The 18,179-nt window shown below is 60.6% G+C and carries 15 protein-coding genes; 8 read left to right on the plus strand and 7 right to left on the minus strand.

The features are described 5' to 3' along the window. Window positions 1–55: 55 nt before the first annotated feature. From FW800_RS11250 to pmrG, 3 genes are all read right to left on the minus strand, one after another. Window positions 56–1,573 (minus strand): ArnT family glycosyltransferase, encoded by a 1,518-nt coding sequence (locus tag FW800_RS11250; protein WP_446437635.1) that lies wholly within the window; start codon window positions 1,571–1,573, stop codon window positions 56–58. 21 nt (window positions 1,574–1,594) lie between these two features. Beyond that, the gene (gene arnT, locus FW800_RS11255; protein WP_446437636.1) at window positions 1,595–3,250 is read right to left on the minus strand and encodes a lipid IV(A) 4-amino-4-deoxy-L-arabinosyltransferase; all 1,656 of its coding nucleotides are present in this window, start codon (window positions 3,248–3,250) and stop codon (window positions 1,595–1,597) included. Window positions 3,251–3,433: 183 nt separating this feature from the next. After that, entirely contained in the window at window positions 3,434–4,114 is a 681-nt protein-coding gene (gene pmrG, locus FW800_RS11260) for a lipopolysaccharide core heptose(II)-phosphate phosphatase PmrG (RefSeq protein WP_446437637.1), read from the minus strand. A 273-nt stretch (window positions 4,115–4,387) separates the two neighbouring features. On the opposite strand from pmrG, the gene FW800_RS11265 reads away from it, so the two are divergent. The 6 genes from FW800_RS11265 (at window position 4,388) to FW800_RS11290 (ending at window position 11,690) form a co-directional block, all read left to right on the plus strand. Next, window positions 4,388–5,056 (plus strand): ABC transporter ATP-binding protein, encoded by a 669-nt coding sequence (locus FW800_RS11265; RefSeq protein WP_446437638.1) that lies wholly within the window; start codon window positions 4,388–4,390, stop codon window positions 5,054–5,056. Window position 5,057: 1 nt separating this feature from the next. Further along, the gene (locus FW800_RS11270) at window positions 5,058–7,520 is read left to right on the plus strand and encodes an FtsX-like permease family protein (RefSeq protein WP_446437671.1); all 2,463 of its coding nucleotides are present in this window, start codon (window positions 5,058–5,060) and stop codon (window positions 7,518–7,520) included. After that, the gene (locus FW800_RS11275; protein WP_446437639.1) at window positions 7,510–8,577 is read left to right on the plus strand and encodes a lipocalin-like domain-containing protein; all 1,068 of its coding nucleotides are present in this window, start codon (window positions 7,510–7,512) and stop codon (window positions 8,575–8,577) included. Before FW800_RS11270 ends, FW800_RS11275 begins: the two co-directional genes overlap by 11 nt. 139 nt (window positions 8,578–8,716) lie before the next feature. Next, entirely contained in the window at window positions 8,717–9,712 is a 996-nt protein-coding gene (locus tag FW800_RS11280; RefSeq protein WP_446437640.1) for a hypothetical protein, read from the plus strand. Window positions 9,713–9,714: 2 nt separating this feature from the next. Then, window positions 9,715–10,095, plus strand: coding sequence for a hypothetical protein (locus tag FW800_RS11285; protein WP_446437641.1), 381 nt, complete (start codon window positions 9,715–9,717; stop codon window positions 10,093–10,095). 149 nt (window positions 10,096–10,244) lie between these two features. Beyond that, window positions 10,245–11,690 (plus strand): hypothetical protein, encoded by a 1,446-nt coding sequence (locus FW800_RS11290; RefSeq protein WP_446437642.1) that lies wholly within the window; start codon window positions 10,245–10,247, stop codon window positions 11,688–11,690. 5 nt (window positions 11,691–11,695) lie between these two features. Here FW800_RS11290 and FW800_RS11295 read toward each other — a convergent pair whose 3' ends face one another. Then, window positions 11,696–12,397 carry a sterol desaturase family protein gene (locus FW800_RS11295; protein ID WP_223018448.1) on the minus strand — a complete coding sequence of 234 codons (702 nt, stop codon included), beginning with the start codon at window positions 12,395–12,397 and terminating at the stop codon, window positions 11,696–11,698. A 559-nt stretch (window positions 12,398–12,956) separates the two neighbouring features. After that, entirely contained in the window at window positions 12,957–14,105 is a 1,149-nt protein-coding gene (locus FW800_RS11300) for an aldose epimerase family protein (RefSeq protein ID WP_032880420.1), read from the minus strand. Window positions 14,106–14,242: 137 nt separating this feature from the next. Between FW800_RS11300 and FW800_RS11305 the strand changes: the two genes are divergently transcribed. After that, window positions 14,243–15,010, plus strand: a complete 768-nt coding sequence (locus FW800_RS11305; protein WP_032880421.1) for an SDR family NAD(P)-dependent oxidoreductase — start codon at window positions 14,243–14,245, stop codon at window positions 15,008–15,010. Window positions 15,011–15,217: 207 nt separating this feature from the next. On the opposite strand, the gene FW800_RS11310 is transcribed toward FW800_RS11305, so the two are convergent. Together FW800_RS11310 and FW800_RS11315 are read right to left on the minus strand one after the other, a co-directional pair. Next, window positions 15,218–15,814, minus strand: coding sequence for a glutathione S-transferase family protein (locus tag FW800_RS11310; RefSeq protein ID WP_446437643.1), 597 nt, complete (start codon window positions 15,812–15,814; stop codon window positions 15,218–15,220). A gap of 85 nt (window positions 15,815–15,899) precedes the next feature. Continuing rightward, the gene (locus tag FW800_RS11315; RefSeq protein ID WP_050989073.1) at window positions 15,900–16,886 is read right to left on the minus strand and encodes an AraC family transcriptional regulator; all 987 of its coding nucleotides are present in this window, start codon (window positions 16,884–16,886) and stop codon (window positions 15,900–15,902) included. A 65-nt stretch (window positions 16,887–16,951) separates the two neighbouring features. Between FW800_RS11315 and FW800_RS11320 the strand changes: the two genes are divergently transcribed. Continuing rightward, window positions 16,952–18,178 carry an MFS transporter gene (locus FW800_RS11320; RefSeq protein ID WP_320403142.1) on the plus strand — a complete coding sequence of 409 codons (1,227 nt, stop codon included), beginning with the start codon at window positions 16,952–16,954 and terminating at the stop codon, window positions 18,176–18,178. Window position 18,179: the final 1 nt, after the last annotated feature.

The following is an 18,179-nucleotide window of genomic DNA, read 5'->3' on the forward strand; positions in this document are numbered from 1 at the left end:
ATGCACCCCGTAGGGGGCTCACGCCAAACCTTTGCAAACAGAGCCTCTTCGATTCTCAGCGTGGCATCGGAACAAACGCCACGCTCCCTCCCTCACGCTTCTGAAACAAGCGCTCGCCATTATCCGATTGCGTAGTGACCACTCGATGATCCACGCCCAGAAACGCCAGCGGCATCGGGTCTTCCCTGGAATACTGCGCGATGATAATCGTGTGTTGCGGATCGAACCTTTGGCCGCTGGTCTTTTCCAGCCAGGCCATGAACGCGGCGCTGTCGCCCTGGCGGGGGTAGTCCTGGGTTTCGCTGACGTAGTAGAAGGGCTTGCCGTGGTTTTGCAGGTACATGGGCAGCTTGTTGTCGACCTCCACCAGCACCATTTGCCATTGGTCCCATGGTGCGTTTTTCACGGCTTGGGCTTGCACATCCTCGGCGAAGCGGGTCACGCCGCCGTTGCCGGTAGTCCAGGGGTAGATCACACCCAGCACCAGCAAGAGCAGGCCTGCGCTGATGCCGAAGCCTTTTTGCCAGCGCGGCCAGCTCGCCGGTTTTTTCTTCAGGCGTTCGCTCAGCCACCAGGCGGCGAGCAGTTGAGCAAAGGGCACCAGCGGCAGTACGTAGTAGCTGCGGCGGCTGCCGCTGGCGGTGAAGAACGCAAACAACAGGCCCAGGCCCCACACCAGCCAGCGCACGTTTGGTGGGGTGTGGCGCCAGTGCCGCACCGCCAGCCACAGGCCCAGTAGCCAGCAGGGGGCCCAGGGCAGGGTGTAGACCGGCAGGTAGATCAGGTAGGTGTAGATCGGCCCCATGTGATCGAAGGGGTCGAAGAAACGCACTACGTTTTCCCTGAACACCAACGCCAGGCCGCTCTCGCCATAAGAGGGCGCGCCGTAGCGGTGGGACAGTACGAAAGGAATCGCGTAAAACGCCGCGGCGATCAGCATGGCCAACAGCAGACGCAGATTGAGGTGGCGTTTGTAGCGCTGCTGGCTGAGCAGGTGCGGCAGCAGCACCAGCCCAGGCAGCACAAAACCGATCAAGCCCTTGAACAGTGACGTCGCTGCCAGCAACAGGAAAAACACCGTGTAGCGCCCAAGTGTGGTGTCTTCCGGTCCGCGCCAATACCACCACACGGCTGCCAGCACGCCGCACACGGTCAGCACGTCGGCGGTGGCGACCCTGGCCCAGAACAGGAAGTAGAAGGTGGTGGCGAGCATCCAGCCGGCGATCAAGCCTGTGCCTTTGCGAAACAGCCGTTCGCCGATCAGGTATACCAGCCAGATACTCAGCCACGCCGCAATCACCGATGACAGACGCAACGACCATGGGCCAAGGCCGCCCATCAAGCTGGCGAAGCCGGTGATCAGCCAGTAGGAGGGCAGGGGTTTGTCGTAATACGGCGTGCCTTTGAGATACGGGTCGAAGTAATCACCGCTTTGCAGCATCTGCAGGGCGATGTTGGCCCAGCGCGTTTCCGGCCCCCACAGGTCGCGGCTGCCCAGGCCCAGCAGTAAAAGCAAGGCCGAGACGCCCAGCAGTAAAACCAGGGCGCCGCGTTCGGTTTTCCATAGGCTCATGGGCTGTTCCTGCAAAGGCGATCAAGGTTGTTGGGGGTAAATCGTCAGTACCAGGTTGCCCTTGCGATAGCGCTTGCCGCCGGGCGGCAATTGCCCTTCTTCGCGGTGTTCGCTGGTGCTGCGGACCCGCATCAGCACGCCCACCGAACCTCGCTCGCGGGCTTGGGCCAACCAGGCTTGCACGTTGTCGAGCGTGACCTTGCGGTGCGCCGCTTCTCCGTAATGCAAGCCGTAGCGCAGCTCGCCCTCGGTGCCGTAAAACGCCACCTCTGGCTCACGCAGGCGCCATGACAAGGCCGATGCCAGGCCCAGTTCGTTGCTCAGCAAAGCACGGGTGTGTTGCAGTTCGTCCAGGTGCTCAAGCACGAACTGGTCGGGCATTTCGTTATCCGCTATCAACTGCGGCATTCCCGCCGGCAGCAGGGCTACCAGCAAGCCAATGCCCAGCGCCGGCATCGCCCATAACGTCAGCGGGCGCACCGCCTGCAACAGGTTGGCGAGGATCCAGCCCAGCAGCACGATAAAAGCCAGGGACAGGCTGAACATCTCGGCGTGGCTGTTGCCGTACAGCGGGTCGGTGATTTGCAGGTAAATCAGCCCGACCATGGCCGCCATGCCGAGAACGAAATTGACCGCGCCGTTGATCACAATCGTACGTGCCTTGCCTTGCTTGATCAGGTCGATCAAGCCGTGGCCCATCAGCAGCGCCAGGGGCAGCAGGCAGGGCATGATGTAGGTCGGCAACTTGCCTTTGCTCAGGCTGAAAAAGCCCAGGGGCAGCAGCCACCACAGGGCGAGAAAGGCGATCGCCGGCTGGCGTTTTTCGTTCCAGGCCTTGCACAGTGTTGTCGGCAGTAATGCGGCCCACGGCAGACACGCCACGACCATGATCGGCAGGAAGAACCAGAACGGCCGCGCATGTTGCGCATTGTCGGAGGCGAAGCGGCGAATGTGTTCGTGCCAGAAGAAAAAGCGCCAGTAATCCGGTTCCCGCGCATGGATCGCCAATGCCCACGGCAGGCAAACCAGTACCGCAACCATAATCGCCACCGGCCCGTAGCGCAGCAACTCACCGACGCGGCGCTGCCAGATCAGGTAAGGCACTGCGACCAATACTGGCAGCAGCCACGCCAGAAACCCCTTGGTCATGAACCCCATGCCGCACGCCAGCCCCAACAAGGCCCAGCAACCCAAACGCCCGCGTAAGGTGGGGCTGTCGAGAGCAAACCACAGGGCGACCAGGCTCAGGTTGACCCACAAGGTAAATTGCGGATCAAGATTGGAATACCCGGCTTGCCCGGCCACCAGGCCAAAGCTCATGTAGAGCAGGGCGCAGGCGAAGCTTTTACGTGGGTCGTTCCACAAGCGCCGCGCGATCAGGTAGGCCAGCAGCACACTCAGCGCCGTGGCCAGGACCGAGGCGATACGCACGCCGAACAGGTTCTCGCCAAACACCGCCTGGCCCAGGGCAATCAGCCAATAGCCCGCGGCGGGTTTTTCGAAATAACGCACGCCCATAAAGTGCGGCGCTACCCAGTTGCCGCTCATCAGCATTTCCTGGCTGACCTGGGCATAACGGGTTTCATCCGGAATCCACAGGCCGTGAAAGCCCAGGGGCAGCAAGAAAAAAACGGCAAAGCCCAGGATTAACCAGGGCAGAGGGTTCAAGCGGGTCATGAGCACGTCGCTCCATGACGTTCAAACAGGTGCAGGAAGAGTATTGAATTAATCGGGCCGAGCATCGTGATGTTCACTGAATCAATGAGGGGGGAACCTAACTAAGAGGCGCAACTGAACATGCCAGAACAGGGCTGTCGTTTTGCTGAACGTAACAGCTGCTGGATATGTAAATAAGTGTAATTAAAGTTGTTTAACTACTGCGGCCCATTGCTGGATTTTCAGAGTGCCCATTGCCTCAAGTTTGCCGTTGGGCAATACCTTGACGAACAGTGCACTGCCATATTCGGCCGCTGCGGCATGGGGAAAGCCCAGGCTCGTCTGGAAGTCGCTCATGCAGGCGCTGTGGGTGATCAACATGAGGTTGCGACTCGGCTTTTTATGGCTGAGGATTTCCTCCGCCATGGCATCCCCGCAAATGGCGAGCGGGCCAGGGGACAGCTCGGTCTTGCCGAACATGAACAGCGAGGTTTGGGCAGTGCGCGTGGTCGGGCTGCTCAGCACGTCGGTGGCCTCCATACCCAATGAATCAAAGGCTTTGCCCAGCTCGGTCGCGCGTTGCGTGCCCTGGATCGTGAGGCCGCTGGCAGGGCCGAAACAAGGATTTGTCGAGCGGTCGCAGCGTTCTTCATGACGCACCAGTACCACCAGGTCGCCCTGGCGCCAACTGGCGAGCACCCCGGAGGTGACCAGGCGATTGCCGACACCCAGATCAAGCGGGGAAGACGGCCACAACAGAAAACCTGTCAGCAGCAGGCCGATTACGCCGATGCCCAGCACAGGCAGGCGGTACTTTTTCAGGCGCTTCAACCTTGCCCATTTGGGTTTTGGATTGGCCAGGATCATGTCTGCCACGCTGTTCACCCTCGGCCCTTTAATTATGTTTATAACAAGTGCAGTTAATGGACGATCGCCCGTTGTGGAGCAGCAGCCTGTCACAGTACTGCTGTCTTTTTGCTGAACATTAGCGTCGTAAAAAGTGTGAAAATTAGTAACTAACAAGTTGTGGGTTATCACCACTGGGAGCGCACTCTAAAGTGTCGAGGATGGGCAGGCGGTGAAATCCATGTGAAAAATTTGCGTGGGCATCACCCTCAGCCGTTATTCTCGTTGGCAGTCCTTCAAATGAGCGTTCCTATGTTGCAGGTACAAGGGGTTATCAAACACTACGCCACTCCCCAAGGTCCGCTGGCCGTGCTGGACGGTGTCGACCTGTACCTGGGGGCGCGCAGCAGTCTGGCGCTGATGGGCGAGTCGGGCAGTGGCAAAAGCACCTTGCTGCACCTGGTGGCCGGCCTGGACCGGGTCGACGGCGGCAGCATCCGCATTGGCGAGCAGCGCTTGGACCAGCTCAGCGAAGGGCAACTGGCCCATTGGCGCCGTACCGAAATCGGCCTGGTGTTCCAGCAGTTCAACCTGATCGGCAGCTTGCGTGTGGAGGACAACCTGGCATTCCAGGCACGCCTGGCGGGGCGTTTCGATCCGCATTGGCAGGCGCAGTTGGTGGAGCGCCTGGGGCTGGGTGATTTGCTCAAGCGTTATCCGGAGCAACTGTCCGGCGGGCAGCAGCAGCGGGTGGCGGTAGGGCGGGCGCTGGCCTCGCGTCCGGGTTTGCTGTTGGCCGATGAGCCCACCGGCAACCTCGACGAAACCACCAGCGATGAGGTGCTGCAGTTGCTGTTGGATCTGCTGCAGGACAGCCCTACCAGCCTGTTGATGGTTACCCACAGCCCACGCCTGGCCGCACGCCTGGACCAGCAGGTGGTGCTGCACCATGGCCGTGTCGTGCCGATGGACGCGCGCTGAGATGGCGGTGTTCTGCTGGGCTTTGCGTGCGTTGTTGAGCCACTGGCGCCGTCACCCGGTGCAGTTTTTCAGCGTGCTGACCGGCCTGTGGCTGGCTACCGCATTATTGACGGGCGTGCAGGCGCTCAACAGCCAGGCACGGGACGGCTATGCGCGCGCCAGCCAATTGATCGGCGGCGAACCGCAGGCCAGCTTGAGCGCACCGGACGGCGCCGCGTTCCCCCAAGCGTTGTTTGCGCAATTGCGCCGCGCCGGGTGGCCGGTGTCACCGGTGGTGCAGGGGCGGGTGGTACTCAAGGGGCATGAGGAGCAGCGGCTGCAATTGATGGGCATTGAGCCGGTATCGTTACCTGGCAGCGGCAGCGTGGCCGGGCAGCGCTTGAGCCAGGCACAGATGCTGGCGTTTTTCCAGGCGCCGGGGCGTACCTGGGTTGCCGCGCAAACCTTGGAGGCGCTCGGTTTGCACGCGGGCGAACAACCGCTGACGGCCAGCGGGCAGCGCTTGCCGCCGTTGCAGGTTCAGCCGGACATGGCCCCCGGAATGCTGCTTACCGATATCGGTTTTGCCCAACCCTTGCTGAACATGCAGGGGCGGTTGTCGCGCTTGCTGCTGGACAACGCCTTCGCCGCTCGCCATCCCCAAGCGCCCGCCGGGTTGCAACTCAAGCAGGGCGAGGACAACAACCTCTCACGTCTCACCGAAAGCTTTCATCTGAACCTCGACGCCTTGGGCTTTTTGTCCTTCGTGGTCGGGTTGTTTATCGTGCACGCAGCCATCGGCCTGGCCCTGGAACAACGGCGGGGTTTGTTGCGCACTTTGCGTGCCTGCGGGGTCAGTGCGCGAATGCTGATCCTGAGCCTGGGGGTCGAACTGGGCGTTCTGGCATTGCTGGGCGGTCTACTCGGGATCGCCAGCGGTTACCTGCTGGCCAGCCTGTTGCTGCCGGACGTCGCCGCCAGCTTGCGCGGCCTGTACGGGGCCGAAGTGGCAGGTCAACTGAGCTTGAGCCCGGGGTGGTGGCTTGCAGGGCTGGGCTTGAGCCTGCTCGGCGCCTTGCTCGCAGGGGCCAGCAGCCTGTGGCGTGCGGCGCGTTTGCCGTTGCTGGCGCTGGCCAATGCACAAGCCTGGCATGAGGCCCACGGGCGCTGGTTGCGGCGCCAGGGTTGGGTGGCGGTTGCGGCGCTGCTCATTGCACTGCTGGCCCTGGAGTTGGGCAACAGCCTGGCCGCCGGATTCGTGCTGATGGCGGCCTTGCTGCTGGGCGCTGCACTGGGTTTGCCGGTGTTGCTCAATGCGCTGTTGAACGGCGTGCTGGGGCGCAGTCGTTCGGTACTGGGCCAGTGGTTCCTCGCCGACTGTCGCCAGCAACTGCCAGCCTTGAGCCTGGCACTCATGGCGCTGTTGCTGGCCCTGGCGGCCAATATTGGCGCAGGCTCCATGACCTCGGGTTTTCGCCAGACCTTCAACCACTGGCTGGAACAACGCCTGACCGCCGAGCTTTACCTCAACCCGCAAAATCCGGCTCAGGCGCAGCAACTGCACACATGGTTGGCACAGCAGCCGTTGGTGCAGGCGGTGCTGCCCAGCTGGCAGGTCGCGGTGCAGTTGCAAGGCTGGCCGGCGGAACTGTTTGGTGTGGTCGACAACCCCACCTATCGTCAGCACTGGCCGTTGCTGGAGGCGACGAGCACACCCTGGGACCGCTTGCTGCAAGACGATAGCGTGATGCTCAGCGAGCAGTTGGCGCGGCGCTTGAACGTGCGCCTGGGCGACAGGGTTCAAGTCCCCACCCCGCAGGGCACATGGGCACCGGAAATCGTCGGAATCTATGCCGACTATGGCAACCCCAAGGGCCATCTGCTGGTCAACGCCAAGCACCTGTTGGCTCATTGGCCGACGCTGTCACCGGTGCGATTCAACCTGCGCGTGGCGCCCCAGGATGTGCAGCCGCTGGTGGGTGAAGTGCAGCGTGAGTTCGCCCTGGAAGACAGTCGTATTGTCGATCAACAACAACTCAAGGGATGGTCCAGCCAGGTCTTCGAACGCACCTTCGCCGCCACTGCGGCGTTGAACAGTCTGACCCTGGGCGTGGCGGGCGTGGCATTGTTCATCAGCCTGCTGACCCAGAGCCAGAGTCGCCTCGGGCAACTTGCGCCGTTGTGGGCGCTGGGGGTGACACGCCGCCAGCTGATGCTGCTCAACCTCGGCCAGACCTGGCTGCTGGCGGTATTGACGCTGGTCCTTGCGTTGCCGTTGGGGCTGTTGCTGGCGTGGTGCCTGGATGCGGTGATCAACGTCCAGGCGTTCGGCTGGCGCCTGCCGTTGCAGGTATTCCCCGGGCAGCTTGCGCAGTTGATGGGGCTGGCGTTGCTTGCGACATTGCTGGCCTCGGCCTGGCCGCTATGGCAGCTCTACCGCAGCCGCCCGGCGGATTTGTTGAGGACCTTTGCAAATGAAGATTAAAGCGTTGGGGTGGGGGGTGTTGCTGCTGCTGTTGAGTGCCTGTGACAAGCCGCCTGCACCCGAGGAAAGCTTCGCCGGGCTGGGCAGCGATGCGGCGGAGTTTGCCCAAGTGGCCCCTGGTAAAGTCTTCAGCTTCCCCGAAGATCACGGCCCGCACCCAGGCTTTCGCATCGAATGGTGGTACGTCACCGCCAACCTCAAGGATGCCCAGGGCAATGTGTTCGGCGTGCAATGGACCTTGTTTCGCAACGCCGTGAATGCCGGGCCGATGCAGCAAGGCTGGCGCGACTCCACCATCTGGCTCGGCCACGCCGCCGTCACCAGCGCCACCCACCACTACGCCGCCGAACGCTTCGCCCGTGGTGGCGTCGGCCAGGCCGGAGCGCAAGCGTTGCCGTTCAACGCCTGGATCGACGACTGGAACTTCGCCACCCGCCCAGGCGCCACTAGCGCTCTGGCCGATATGCAACTCAAGGCCAGTGGCGGGCAATTCGCCTACGACCTGCAACTGACCTCCAGCCGCCCGTTGGTGCTGCAAGGTGACAACGGCTACAGCCGCAAATCCGACCAGGGCCAGGCGTCGTACTACTACAGCCAGCCGTTTTTCACCGCCACCGGCAGCATCAGTATCGACGGCCAGACGTACGAAGTCAGCGGCCCGGCCTGGCTCGACCGCGAATGGAGCAGCCAACCCCTGGCCGCCAGCCAGACCGGCTGGGACTGGTTCTCCCTGCACCTGGACCGGGGCGCGCAACTGATGCTCTTTCGCGTGCGAGACAAAGACGGCGGCGGGTACCTCACCGGCACCTGGATCGACGCCCAGGGCCGCACCGAGACCCTGCACAACGCAGATATTCAACTGGCGCCACTGACCAGAACCGAGATTGACGGGCGCAGCATTCCCACGCGCTGGTCGCTGAAGATCCCCGGTAAAGAGCTGGATATCATCACCGAGGCGGTCAATCCGAAAGCGTGGATGAACCTGGGGATTCCCTACTGGGAAGGGCCGGTGAAGTTCGAGGGTGGGGTGGGGTATTTGGAGATGACGGGGTATTAGGGTGTCTTCCGTAGGCGCTTATCTTTTGCTGTGTAGGCAACTTCCCAAACGTATTGTTTGACCCCCGCCTGCTTGTGTCCGGGCTGTAGGCGCTTGCTTATATTTCGATGCCATCTCTCTCGGTATCGGAATGCAGGACATGGCGTACGGCTACATCAATCAGCAGTCAACACCTTACTCATCTTTGAAGTCGCGGCTGTGGCACGCAGGCTTGTTGCAGGGCCCGGACCATTTTGATGTGCTGAATCAACACCTGAGCCAAGGGTTGGTGAGGCCGGGTGAGTTGGTGATCGTTCCAGAAACGTCCAGTACCCATTGCACAATCGAAGAAGCGTGGGTGATGCGCCACGCTGAAGAGATTAGTCGCCAACTGGACCGGAACATGCCGCTTGATAGAGCACGAAACACAAATTACGACTTGGCGCAGAGCATTCTGGGGTATGGCTCGATAGGCATCGGCAGTGCGACGTCGACTTGGAGCCGGCACCTGCAGGATATTGCACATACTTTGAAGGAAATCGAGCAACTGCATCGCCAATTGAAGGATGGTGGTCTGGACAGAGAAACGTTTATACGCCAACGCCGACGGATGTTTGGCGTTTTGGATTCGCAACTGCAGGGGGCGGCACGATTTGGCTCGGGGTTGCGTGGCAATCAACCGCTGAAGGGAACGCTTGGGATCTCGACCAAAAGCTATCTGCATCAAGGCGAGATTGCGGGCTATGCGCAGCGGGTTCAGACGATTACGCAGATGTCGAAATGGTTAAAGCAAGGAACATATCTTGGGTTGGCGTTGGATGTGGGCGTGGCGGGTTTGGAAATCAGGGAGGCGTGTGTGGTGGGAAGGGAGGCGCAGTGCCGGCGGGCGAAGTATGTGGAGACGGGGAGGTTGGTGGGTGGAGTGACGGGAGCTGCTTGGGGTGGTTACGCGGGGGCAAAATTAGCTCGTCGCGTGTGCCACGTATTTATGGGTATTTCCGTGAAGAGTGGCGGTCAGGTTATGTGTGCAGTTATCGGAAGCGCCTCGGCAGGATATGCCGGTGGCGTTGTTTTGGGTGAACAGGGAGCTTTCCTGGGTGGAAAAATTATTGCCGTGGAGGGTGGTGATTTGATGTTCCAGCCTGAGGGCACTTAACGATGTGGTTGTTTACTGCTTACACGATTGTTCTGTCTGCTGGTGTACTCGTCTTGTTAGGACTGATGCTATTTGTCGAGTATAAAAAGCTCGATGAGTTGGAGAGCCACTTCAGTGAAAACGAAAAGGTTCAAAGACATAAGCGTATCTGGAGAAAAAATCAGCGGATCGACAGATTCCATCGCATGGGTCTGATAATTGACATCCTTTCAATGCCCAAGCGCTACCTGGAAGCAGGACTCGTGACCGAGGCTGAGCTGGCTTCTGTTCCCTTGGCGCTCAAACGTTGGGCTTTGTGGCCCTATCGTCTTTCTACTATCTGGATTATCGCAATGATCGTTTGGGTTGTTTGGCATAAGTGGTGCGATATCCCAATTCCATAGAAGGGGGGCTCACTCGCGAAAAAAACCGGGAGCACATATTTTTGTTAAAGCACTGTACATAAATACAGTATTGTCCTACAGTCCATCCCAGGTGACCGGACGTCACCGGTCACCTGAGCTTCAATTTTTTAACTATGGATGGATAAAAAATGAAATCGAAAAAAGCCCTTATGCTAGGTGCGGCCATGATGGCCTCCTGCTTTGTTTCGGTCTTTGCCCTGGCTGAGCAAACCCCTCCCAAGCTCAGTGCGCAGACGGTCAGGCAGGCCGTGGACAAAGCGTTGAAACAAGGTGGCACAGTGGAGAAGGCCATTGTCTCGGACGCACTCAAGCAAAAGCTCGATGCAGCCAAGGCCGGCAAGCCCAAGGTGTCAGCCGGCAAGGCAATTGCCAGTAATGCGGTGGTTGATGCCAAGGTAGGCGAGTTGGTAAAGCCCGATCAGGCGAAACTCAAGGAAGCGGCGGTTGCTGCCTTCACTCCGCTGTTTCCAACTCTGGATATCAACACCCTTTACACGCTGACCGGGGTGGAGACCGGCGCGCAGATCGCCTACCACTTCAACCTGCCGAAGAATGCGCGAATTCAGGTGCAGTTGTTGAACCAGAGTGTCGGCACGGACATGTCGCTGACCCTGTTCCACGATGACGGGCAGGGTAATCTGACCCCGTTGGGCACATCTGATAACGCCGGCAATGCCGATGAGTACCTCAACGGTGTATTGCCGGCCGGTGACTACTACTGGTTCATGGTGGCCAATGCCGCGAGCAACTCGCAGTTCAGCTTCGGCGTGGCGGTAGACAGCAACATTGATGCCTACGAGCCCAACGATACCGAGCAAACCGCGTTTGCCCTGCCGGATGCGCTGAATCAGGTGACCGGTAACCTCGACAGCGTCAATGATGTGGATTACTTCTCCTTCACGTCGCTGCGTGGCCAGGGTGTCGGCATGTTCCTGGGTGATGATGGTGCGGGTACGCGCAACCAGTGGATCTTCGAGCGTTTCGACGGTAATAACTGGGTAGTGATTCAGCCGGATTCCACCTCCACCTATCCGAACCTGACGCCGGGCTACACGGTCAAGGTACGTGTGCGGGCGAACCCGGCGGTGGCGTTGAACCCTCAGGCGCAGTACAAGTTGACCCTGGGTTCGGCGCCTCGCTTGAACCAGCACAACGTGAACGGCGATAACGTAGTGCGCATTCCCAGCTCGATCTTCCAGCTGGCCACCCAGGCAGCCCGCAATCTGAGCTGGAGCACCCAATGGTCGGACAGCACCGGTGAGCCATTGCGCGGGGTCACCCCGGTGCTGCGGGTCGACAAGCACTTTGGTGCAACTTACAACTGGGTCAACTATGAGGCCAAGACCGGCATCACGGGTGCAGCTTCGGGTAATGTCGCCTTGGGCACTTGCTCCGGCGACTATAAAGTGCGGTACCCGGACAGCGCGTCGGGCCAGACCTACAACTGGGAAACCTGGTTCAACGAAGGTGGCTGGCGCATCGAGCTCAAGGAGTTTCCGGGTGTGGGCGTAGGCGGCAATATCACCCAATACGTCAGCCTGGGCCACATTTGCAGCCAGACCATCGTGCGCTGATTGATCTAGGAATGTGAAGCAGGGGGCAGTCCATCTGGGCTGCTCCCTTTTTTTGTGGCCGGCTCCCAATGCAGCGTGCCAAACAGGTAATCCATCAACGGCAACACGATATTGAAATTGCGCCCCTGCATCAGCTCGCGACGGTGATGCAGGGCGTGCAGGCGATGCATTTGGCGAATCCACGGCAGGCGCGCCACCGGGTGTTCAGCGGGCAAGTGTTCGCAGGCGTGGAACACCTCGTAGAGCAGGTAGCCGAGGATCATGCACCCGGCAAACAACCCCGCCACGTTGGGGTTCAGTTGCTTGAGCAGCCACCAGCCGGGAAGGGTGATGGCCAGGCTGTGCAGTACGATCAGCCAGGCGGGGAACAGGATGACGCGCCAGTCACGCGGGCTGTCGTAGGTCATGTGGCCGGGCGTGAAGAAACTGTGGTGATCGCCGGTGTGGCGCGCGTAGAACAGCCGGGCGAATGAGTGTTTGTGATGGCCGAGATGACGGTGCACGAGGTAGATGCACAGGTTGAAGAACACCAGCGTCAAGGGCACCGTCAGCCACTGCAGGGCGGTGATCTGTGCGGTGGAGGACCAGGCCAGGGTGATACAGGTGATGCCGTAGCCGAGGACGAACGCGGCGTGTAGCCAGGGGTTGTAATGGCGACTCACGTTGGCGCGGTAGCGGCTGCGGAACGTTTCGGTGAGATGGGGCATGGCGGGCTGCTCGCTGTTTTTGTTCGAGATTGAGCTTAGTGGGTGGGGAGGAATGTGCGAGCTTTTACTGGGGGCATGGGTATTTACACAACTTTGGCGTTACGCCGGACCTGTGGGAGGGGGCTTGCTCCCGATGGCGGCCTCGGGGCCGACCAGGATGCTGGATCAGACCGAGTACATATCCGTTATTTGGGTAACGGCTGATATTGGTTCCGCTTTTACAGCGGGTCACTTTGGAAAAGAGCCCCAAAGTAACCAAAGGGCTCTTGCCCCACCACTCGGCACCTCGCTTAGGCTCGGTGTGCCCGTAATCCGCCATGGATTTGGGGGGCCGCCGCCACGCGCCATCCATGGCGCGGGGCGGCTAAACCGGCATCCCTGCCGGTTTACCCCCCAAATCCCTGTCGAATTCCGGCCAGCGTGGTTTGACGGGGCGCTTAAGATCAAGATCAAAAGCAGATCAAGATCAAAAGCGGCTCGCTTCGCATCGTGGTTACTGTTGGCGACTGCAAAGTTGTGCAGATACCTATGCTCATCGGGGTGTAGCCCTCCCACAGTTTTAATCGGCGGTGAACTTGAAAATGGTGTTCTGGATATAGGTTTGCCCTGGATTCAAGCGAGTTGAGGCAAAGCCGGGTTGGTTAGGCGCATCCGGAAAATGCTGGGTCTCCAGGGTGAACCCGCTCCAGTGCTGGTACGTCTTGCCACCTTTGCCCTTCACCGAACCATCCAGGAAGTTGCTGGTGTAGAACTGCACCCCAGGCTCACTGGTGTAAAGCTGCAAGCGCCGCCCCGACTCAGGGTCATGCACCTGGGCAGCAAGCTGCTTCACATCACCTTTGGTATCCAGGGCCCAGTTGAAGTCGAACCCGCCTTGTTTCGGCTCGGCAAATTTGAGCTGCGGATGGTCCGCCTTGATGTGCTGGCCAATAGGCGTGGGCTTGAGGAAGTCCATCGGTGTGCCCTTGACCGGAGCCAGCTCACCGGTGGGGATCAAGGTGGCATTCACCGGTGTGTAGTGGCTGGCGTGCAAGGTGGCGACCTGCTTGAGAATGTCGCCGTTACCCGCGCCGGCGAGGTTGAAGTAGCTGTGATTGGTGAGGTTGAGTACCGTCGGTTTGTCGGTGGTGGCCTTGTAGTCGATGTGCAGTTCGTTCTTGTCGTTGAGGCGGTAAGTGACTTCGGTCTTCAGGTTGCCGGGGAAACCCATTTCACCGTCCTTGGACAGGTAGGTGAGGGTGACGCCCACCGAATCCTTGTCCTTGACGGGCTCGGCGTGCCACACCTGTTTGTCGAAGCCTTGGGCGCCGCCATGCAGCGAGTTGGGGCCGTCGTTGAGCGGCACCTGGTAGCGTTTGCCGTCGAGTTCAAAGGCACCGCCGGCCAGGCGGTTGCCGAAGCGGCCAATGGTTGCGCCGAAAAATGCAGTACCGCCTTGATAGCCTTGCACGTCATCGAAACCCAGCACTACGTCGTCGAGCTTGCCGTTTTTGTCAGGCACCTTCAGCGACTGTAATACACCGCCGTAGGTAATTACCGTGGCTTGCATGCCATGGCTGTTGCGCAACACGTACTGTTCGACGGCGGTGCCGTCATTGGTTTTACCGAAAGGCTTGTGCTCGCTGGTAAGGCCGGCGGCGTGAGCGCCGCCGCTGGCGATCAGCATGGACAGCGCCAGACCGGACAACAGGTATCGAGGGTGCTTCATGTCGAACTTCCTTTTGTTGTTTTTGGGTTGAATAGTTCTACTAATGTGAGATATTTCACCGGTTATCCAGCAGATTTATAGCCTTTAACGCCAATTTCGTAAAATAAAATAAGACTAATTAATCGAGGCACTACGTTATGAGTACTGAACACGCCATTTATCCCGACCTCAAGGGCAAGAGCGTATTGATCTCCGGCGGGGCGTCAGGGATTGGCGAATTCATGGTGCGGGCCTTTGCCGCCCAGGGTGCCAAAGTGGCGTTTGTGGATCGCGCGCAAAGCCAGGGTGAACGCTTGGCGGCGCTGCTGAACTCCAAGGGCCACACTGTCGAGTTCGAGTGCTGCGATATCACCGATGAGATTGGCTACGGTGCGGCAATCCGGCGCTTCGAGCATTCCCTCGGGCCGATCACGGTGCTGGTCAACAACGCGGCAAATGACGTGCGCCACAGTCTGGAAGAAATCGACTCGCAAATGTTTGACCGGTTGATCGCTGTCAACCTCAAGCACGCCTTCTTTGCCGCAAAGGCGGTGGTGCCAATGATGAAAGAGGCGGGTGGCGGCTCGATCATCAACCTGGGTTCGGTCGGCTGGATGATGGCTTCTGCCGGCTACCCGGTGTACGCCGCCAGCAAGGCTGCCGCCCACGGCATGACCCGAGGCCTGGCACGGGAGCTGGGGCCGAGCCATATCCGCGTCAACACACTGGTGCCGGGCTGGGTGATGACGGAAAAACAATTGGCCATGTGGGTGGATGATGCGGCTCGGGAGTTGATCGCCCGTAGCCAGTGCCTGCCTGGCAGTGTGATGCCGGAACACATCGCCAATATGGCCCTGTTTCTGGCCTCGGATGCCTCGGCGATGTGTTCGGCGCAAAACTTTATCGTTGACGGCGGCTGGGTGTAGAAACACGGTTCCAAAAAATTGTGAAGATCGCGAGTGGGAGGGGGCTTGCCCCCGATAGCGGTGGGTCAACCCACATCAATGTTCGCTGGGCCGACGTCATCGCAGGCAAGCCAGCTCCCACATTTAGATCCTGGGTGTCAGGTAGAGAGGCGCCGGCTGTCAGGCCGTCACGGGGGCAAGCCCCCTCCCACATATGAACTGCGATGCTTAGGCGATTGGGTAGCGTTTGAACGCCGGGTGCTGTTCCAGGCGTTCAGCATGGCGCTTCAGGTTGGGGAACGCATCCGCCTTCACCACCGACGCCACAGTGAACTGGCTGAACGACCAGGCGACCGCTGCTGTAATGGATGCCTGGGTCAGCGCTTCACTGTCTGCCAGTTGCTTGTCCAGCAGGGCATAGGCCGCCAGCAATTGCCCACTGACGCGTTCGATCCATGGTGCATGTAACTTTTCGGCTGGGCGCAGGTTGTGTTCATAGACGATCTGCACACTCTTTTCACAGGCGGCAAGGGCCAGTCCGAGCAGTTGCAGGTCGTGGGCGCGTGCTGCCGGTTGTTGGGGCAGCAGCTTCTTGTCAGCCGGCGCCAGTGCTTCCAGGTAATCGAGGATCAGGCTCGAATCCATCAGCACTGTCCCGTCATCCAGCACCAGAGTAGGCGCCTTGACCACCGGGTTGACCTGGGAAAACTCCGCGTAGGTGCTGAACACCGACAGCGGTTCATGCACAAACTCCACCCCATACAAGTCCAGGGAAATCGCCACGCGGCGTACGTAAGGCGAGTCCAGCATTCCGACCAGTTTCATGCAGCCTCCATTGCTTTCGCGGTGTGATTGGCTGACGAGATTAAGGCTTCATGATCAGGGTGCGCAATGCTTGAAGGGGCGGTCGCTACATTGAACTGCGGGCCGCCCCGGGCGGTTGCCCGGTGATGCGCTTGAAGGCACGGCTGAACGCCGCCTGGGAGGTGTAGCCGAGGCGTTGCGCGACGGTTTCGATGGGCATGCGCTCCAGGCTCAGCCACTGCGTGGCCAGGCGCATGCGCAGTTCCGTAGCGTAGCGCAACGGCGGTATGCCGAGGATGGCCTGGAAGCGATCGGCAAATACCGAGCGCGAGGTATGGCATTGCGCGGCCAGTTCCGCCACGCTCCAGTCGCGGCCCGGCTGCTGGTGCAGGGCGAGGAGGGCGCGGGCCAGGCGTGGATCGCGTAGCGCCGCCACCAGGCCCGAGGCGTTGCCACAGGCGCATTCGACCCAGCCGCGTACGATCATCGCCGCCACCACATCGGCCAGGCGCGCCAGGATGCCGGCATAGCCGATGCGGGCCGTGGAGACTTCCCGTTCCATCACCGCCAGGATCGGCATCAGGCCGGGGTAACGCTGGCCCCCCGCATCGATCAGCATCAGCGCCGGCATCAGGTTGCCGAGCCCCTGGATGCTGCCGAGTTCGAACTCCATGCAGGCACTGAACAGCAAGGTGCTGGGCGTCGCGTTAGGGGAAGCATCCACGGCGCAGACCGCATCCCCCAACGGGGCACTGTCGAAATCGCCTATATCGTGCACACCGGCGCTCGCATCGGATAACAGTGCATGCGCGCCACCATGGGCGATGAACACCGCATTGCCCGCCGACAGTTCGAAAAGGTCGCCATCCTCGCCGCGCAAGGTCACGTGGCCGGCCGCGAGAAAGTGGAAATAGGCATGGCCGGGCTTGGCGTCAAAGCCCATGCCGAAGCTCGGCCCGGCCTGGATGCGGCGGTACTTCACACCGCGCAGGCGCATGCCGCGCAGCAGCTCATTGATCAGGTCGGAAGACAGGGTAAAAGTATGCGCGGCAGTCATGTTCGGGGTTTCGATCAAGAACTCAAGGGTTTGCATCATAGATCATCCTGCCAGGCAAACCTAGACTGGCCGCCTTGCCAATGATCCGAGGATGACCTGTGATGAGTGAGTATGCAGCTCAAACCCCTGCCGGGGTGGTGACGGAGCCGGCCTGGCTGGCGGTATTTTCTTTGGCGATGGGGGTGTTCGGCTTGCTGACGGCGGAGTACCTGCCGGCCAGTTTGTTGACCCCCATGGCCTTGGACCTGGGGGTCTCGGAGGCGCTGGCCGGCCAGGCCGTGACGGTGACGGCAGTGGTGGCGTTGTTTGCCGGTTTGCTGGTGCCCGGCCTGACCCGAAGCATCGATCGGCGCGTGGTGCTGCTGGGGTTCTCCACGCTGATGATCGCCTCCAACCTGCTGGTGGCGTTGTCTTCCAGCCTGACCGTACTGCTGTTGATGCGCATCCTGCTGGGCATCGCCCTGGGCGGTTTTTGGAGTATGGCAGCGGCAGTGGCCATGCGTCTGGTGCCGCCGGCCTCGTTGCCCCGGGCGCTGTCGATCATTTTCAGTGGCATTGCGCTGGGTACCGTGGTCGCCGTGCCGCTGGGCAGCTATCTGGGTGGGCTCTATGGTTGGCGCAGTGCGTTTATCGCGGCGGCTGCCGTGGGTGGGGTGACCCTGGCGTTCCAGGCGCTCACCCTGCCGCGCCTGGCGCCCAACGGCGCTGCGCGCCTGCGCACTGTGCTGCAAGTGCTGCTGCGTCCGGGCATCGCCATGGGCATGTTCGGCTGTGTACTGGTGCACACCGCGCATTTCGCGTTGTTCACCTATATTCGTCCGTTCCTGGAAAGTACCACCGGCGTCGATACCCAAGGGCTGGCCCTGATGCTGCTGGGTTTTGGCGTAGCGAATTTCGTCGGCACCTTGCTCGCAGGTTGGTTACTGGTGCGCCACCCGCGTGGAACATTGGTGTTGATGCCGGTGCTGGTGGGCATTGCGGCACTGGCCCTGGTCTGGCTGCCTGTATCACTGCCGGGCCAGGCGTTGCTCCTGGCGCTGTGGGGCATGGCGTTCGGCGGGGTGCCGGTGGCGTGGTCCAATTGGGTCGCCCGTGCCGTGCCGGACCAGGCCGAAAGTGCCGGCGGCATGGTGGTTGCGTCGGTACAGTCGGCGATTGCCGCGGGGGCTGCCGGTGGTGGTTTGATGTTCAGCGTCAGCGGCATCGGCGGGGTGTTTGTCGGCGCGGGTGTATTGATGCTGTTCGCGGCCTTGCTTATCGCCCTGCGCGTACAGGTGCCTCGACAAGACGGGGAGGCCGGTGTGACGCATCACCCGTCTTTGGTTTAGT

It is taken from the genome of Pseudomonas sp. 910_23, assembly GCF_052850795.1.

Bases quoted from the DNA above. Each gene is read 5' to 3' on its own strand.
- FW800_RS11250 (WP_446437635.1), bottom strand. From the start codon at position 1,573: ATGAGCCTATGGAAAACCGAACGCGGCGCCCTGGTTTTACTGCTGGGC.
- arnT (WP_446437636.1), bottom strand. From the start codon at position 3,250: ATGACCCGCTTGAACCCTCTGCCCTGGTTAATCCTGGGCTTTGCCGTT.
- FW800_RS11265 (WP_446437638.1), top strand. From the start codon at position 4,388: ATGTTGCAGGTACAAGGGGTTATCAAACACTACGCCACTCCCCAAGGT.
- FW800_RS11270 (WP_446437671.1), top strand. From the start codon at position 5,058: ATGGCGGTGTTCTGCTGGGCTTTGCGTGCGTTGTTGAGCCACTGGCGC.
- FW800_RS11275 (WP_446437639.1), top strand. From the start codon at position 7,510: ATGAAGATTAAAGCGTTGGGGTGGGGGGTGTTGCTGCTGCTGTTGAGT.
- FW800_RS11280 (WP_446437640.1), top strand. From the start codon at position 8,717: ATGGCGTACGGCTACATCAATCAGCAGTCAACACCTTACTCATCTTTG.
- FW800_RS11285 (WP_446437641.1), top strand. From the start codon at position 9,715: ATGTGGTTGTTTACTGCTTACACGATTGTTCTGTCTGCTGGTGTACTC.
- FW800_RS11290 (WP_446437642.1), top strand. From the start codon at position 10,245: ATGAAATCGAAAAAAGCCCTTATGCTAGGTGCGGCCATGATGGCCTCC.
- FW800_RS11295 (WP_223018448.1), bottom strand. From the start codon at position 12,397: ATGCCCCATCTCACCGAAACGTTCCGCAGCCGCTACCGCGCCAACGTG.
- FW800_RS11300 (WP_032880420.1), bottom strand. From the start codon at position 14,105: ATGAAGCACCCTCGATACCTGTTGTCCGGTCTGGCGCTGTCCATGCTG.
- FW800_RS11305 (WP_032880421.1), top strand. From the start codon at position 14,243: ATGAGTACTGAACACGCCATTTATCCCGACCTCAAGGGCAAGAGCGTA.
- FW800_RS11310 (WP_446437643.1), bottom strand. From the start codon at position 15,814: ATGAAACTGGTCGGAATGCTGGACTCGCCTTACGTACGCCGCGTGGCG.
- FW800_RS11315 (WP_050989073.1), bottom strand. From the start codon at position 16,886: ATGCAAACCCTTGAGTTCTTGATCGAAACCCCGAACATGACTGCCGCG.
- FW800_RS11320 (WP_320403142.1), top strand. From the start codon at position 16,952: ATGAGTGAGTATGCAGCTCAAACCCCTGCCGGGGTGGTGACGGAGCCG.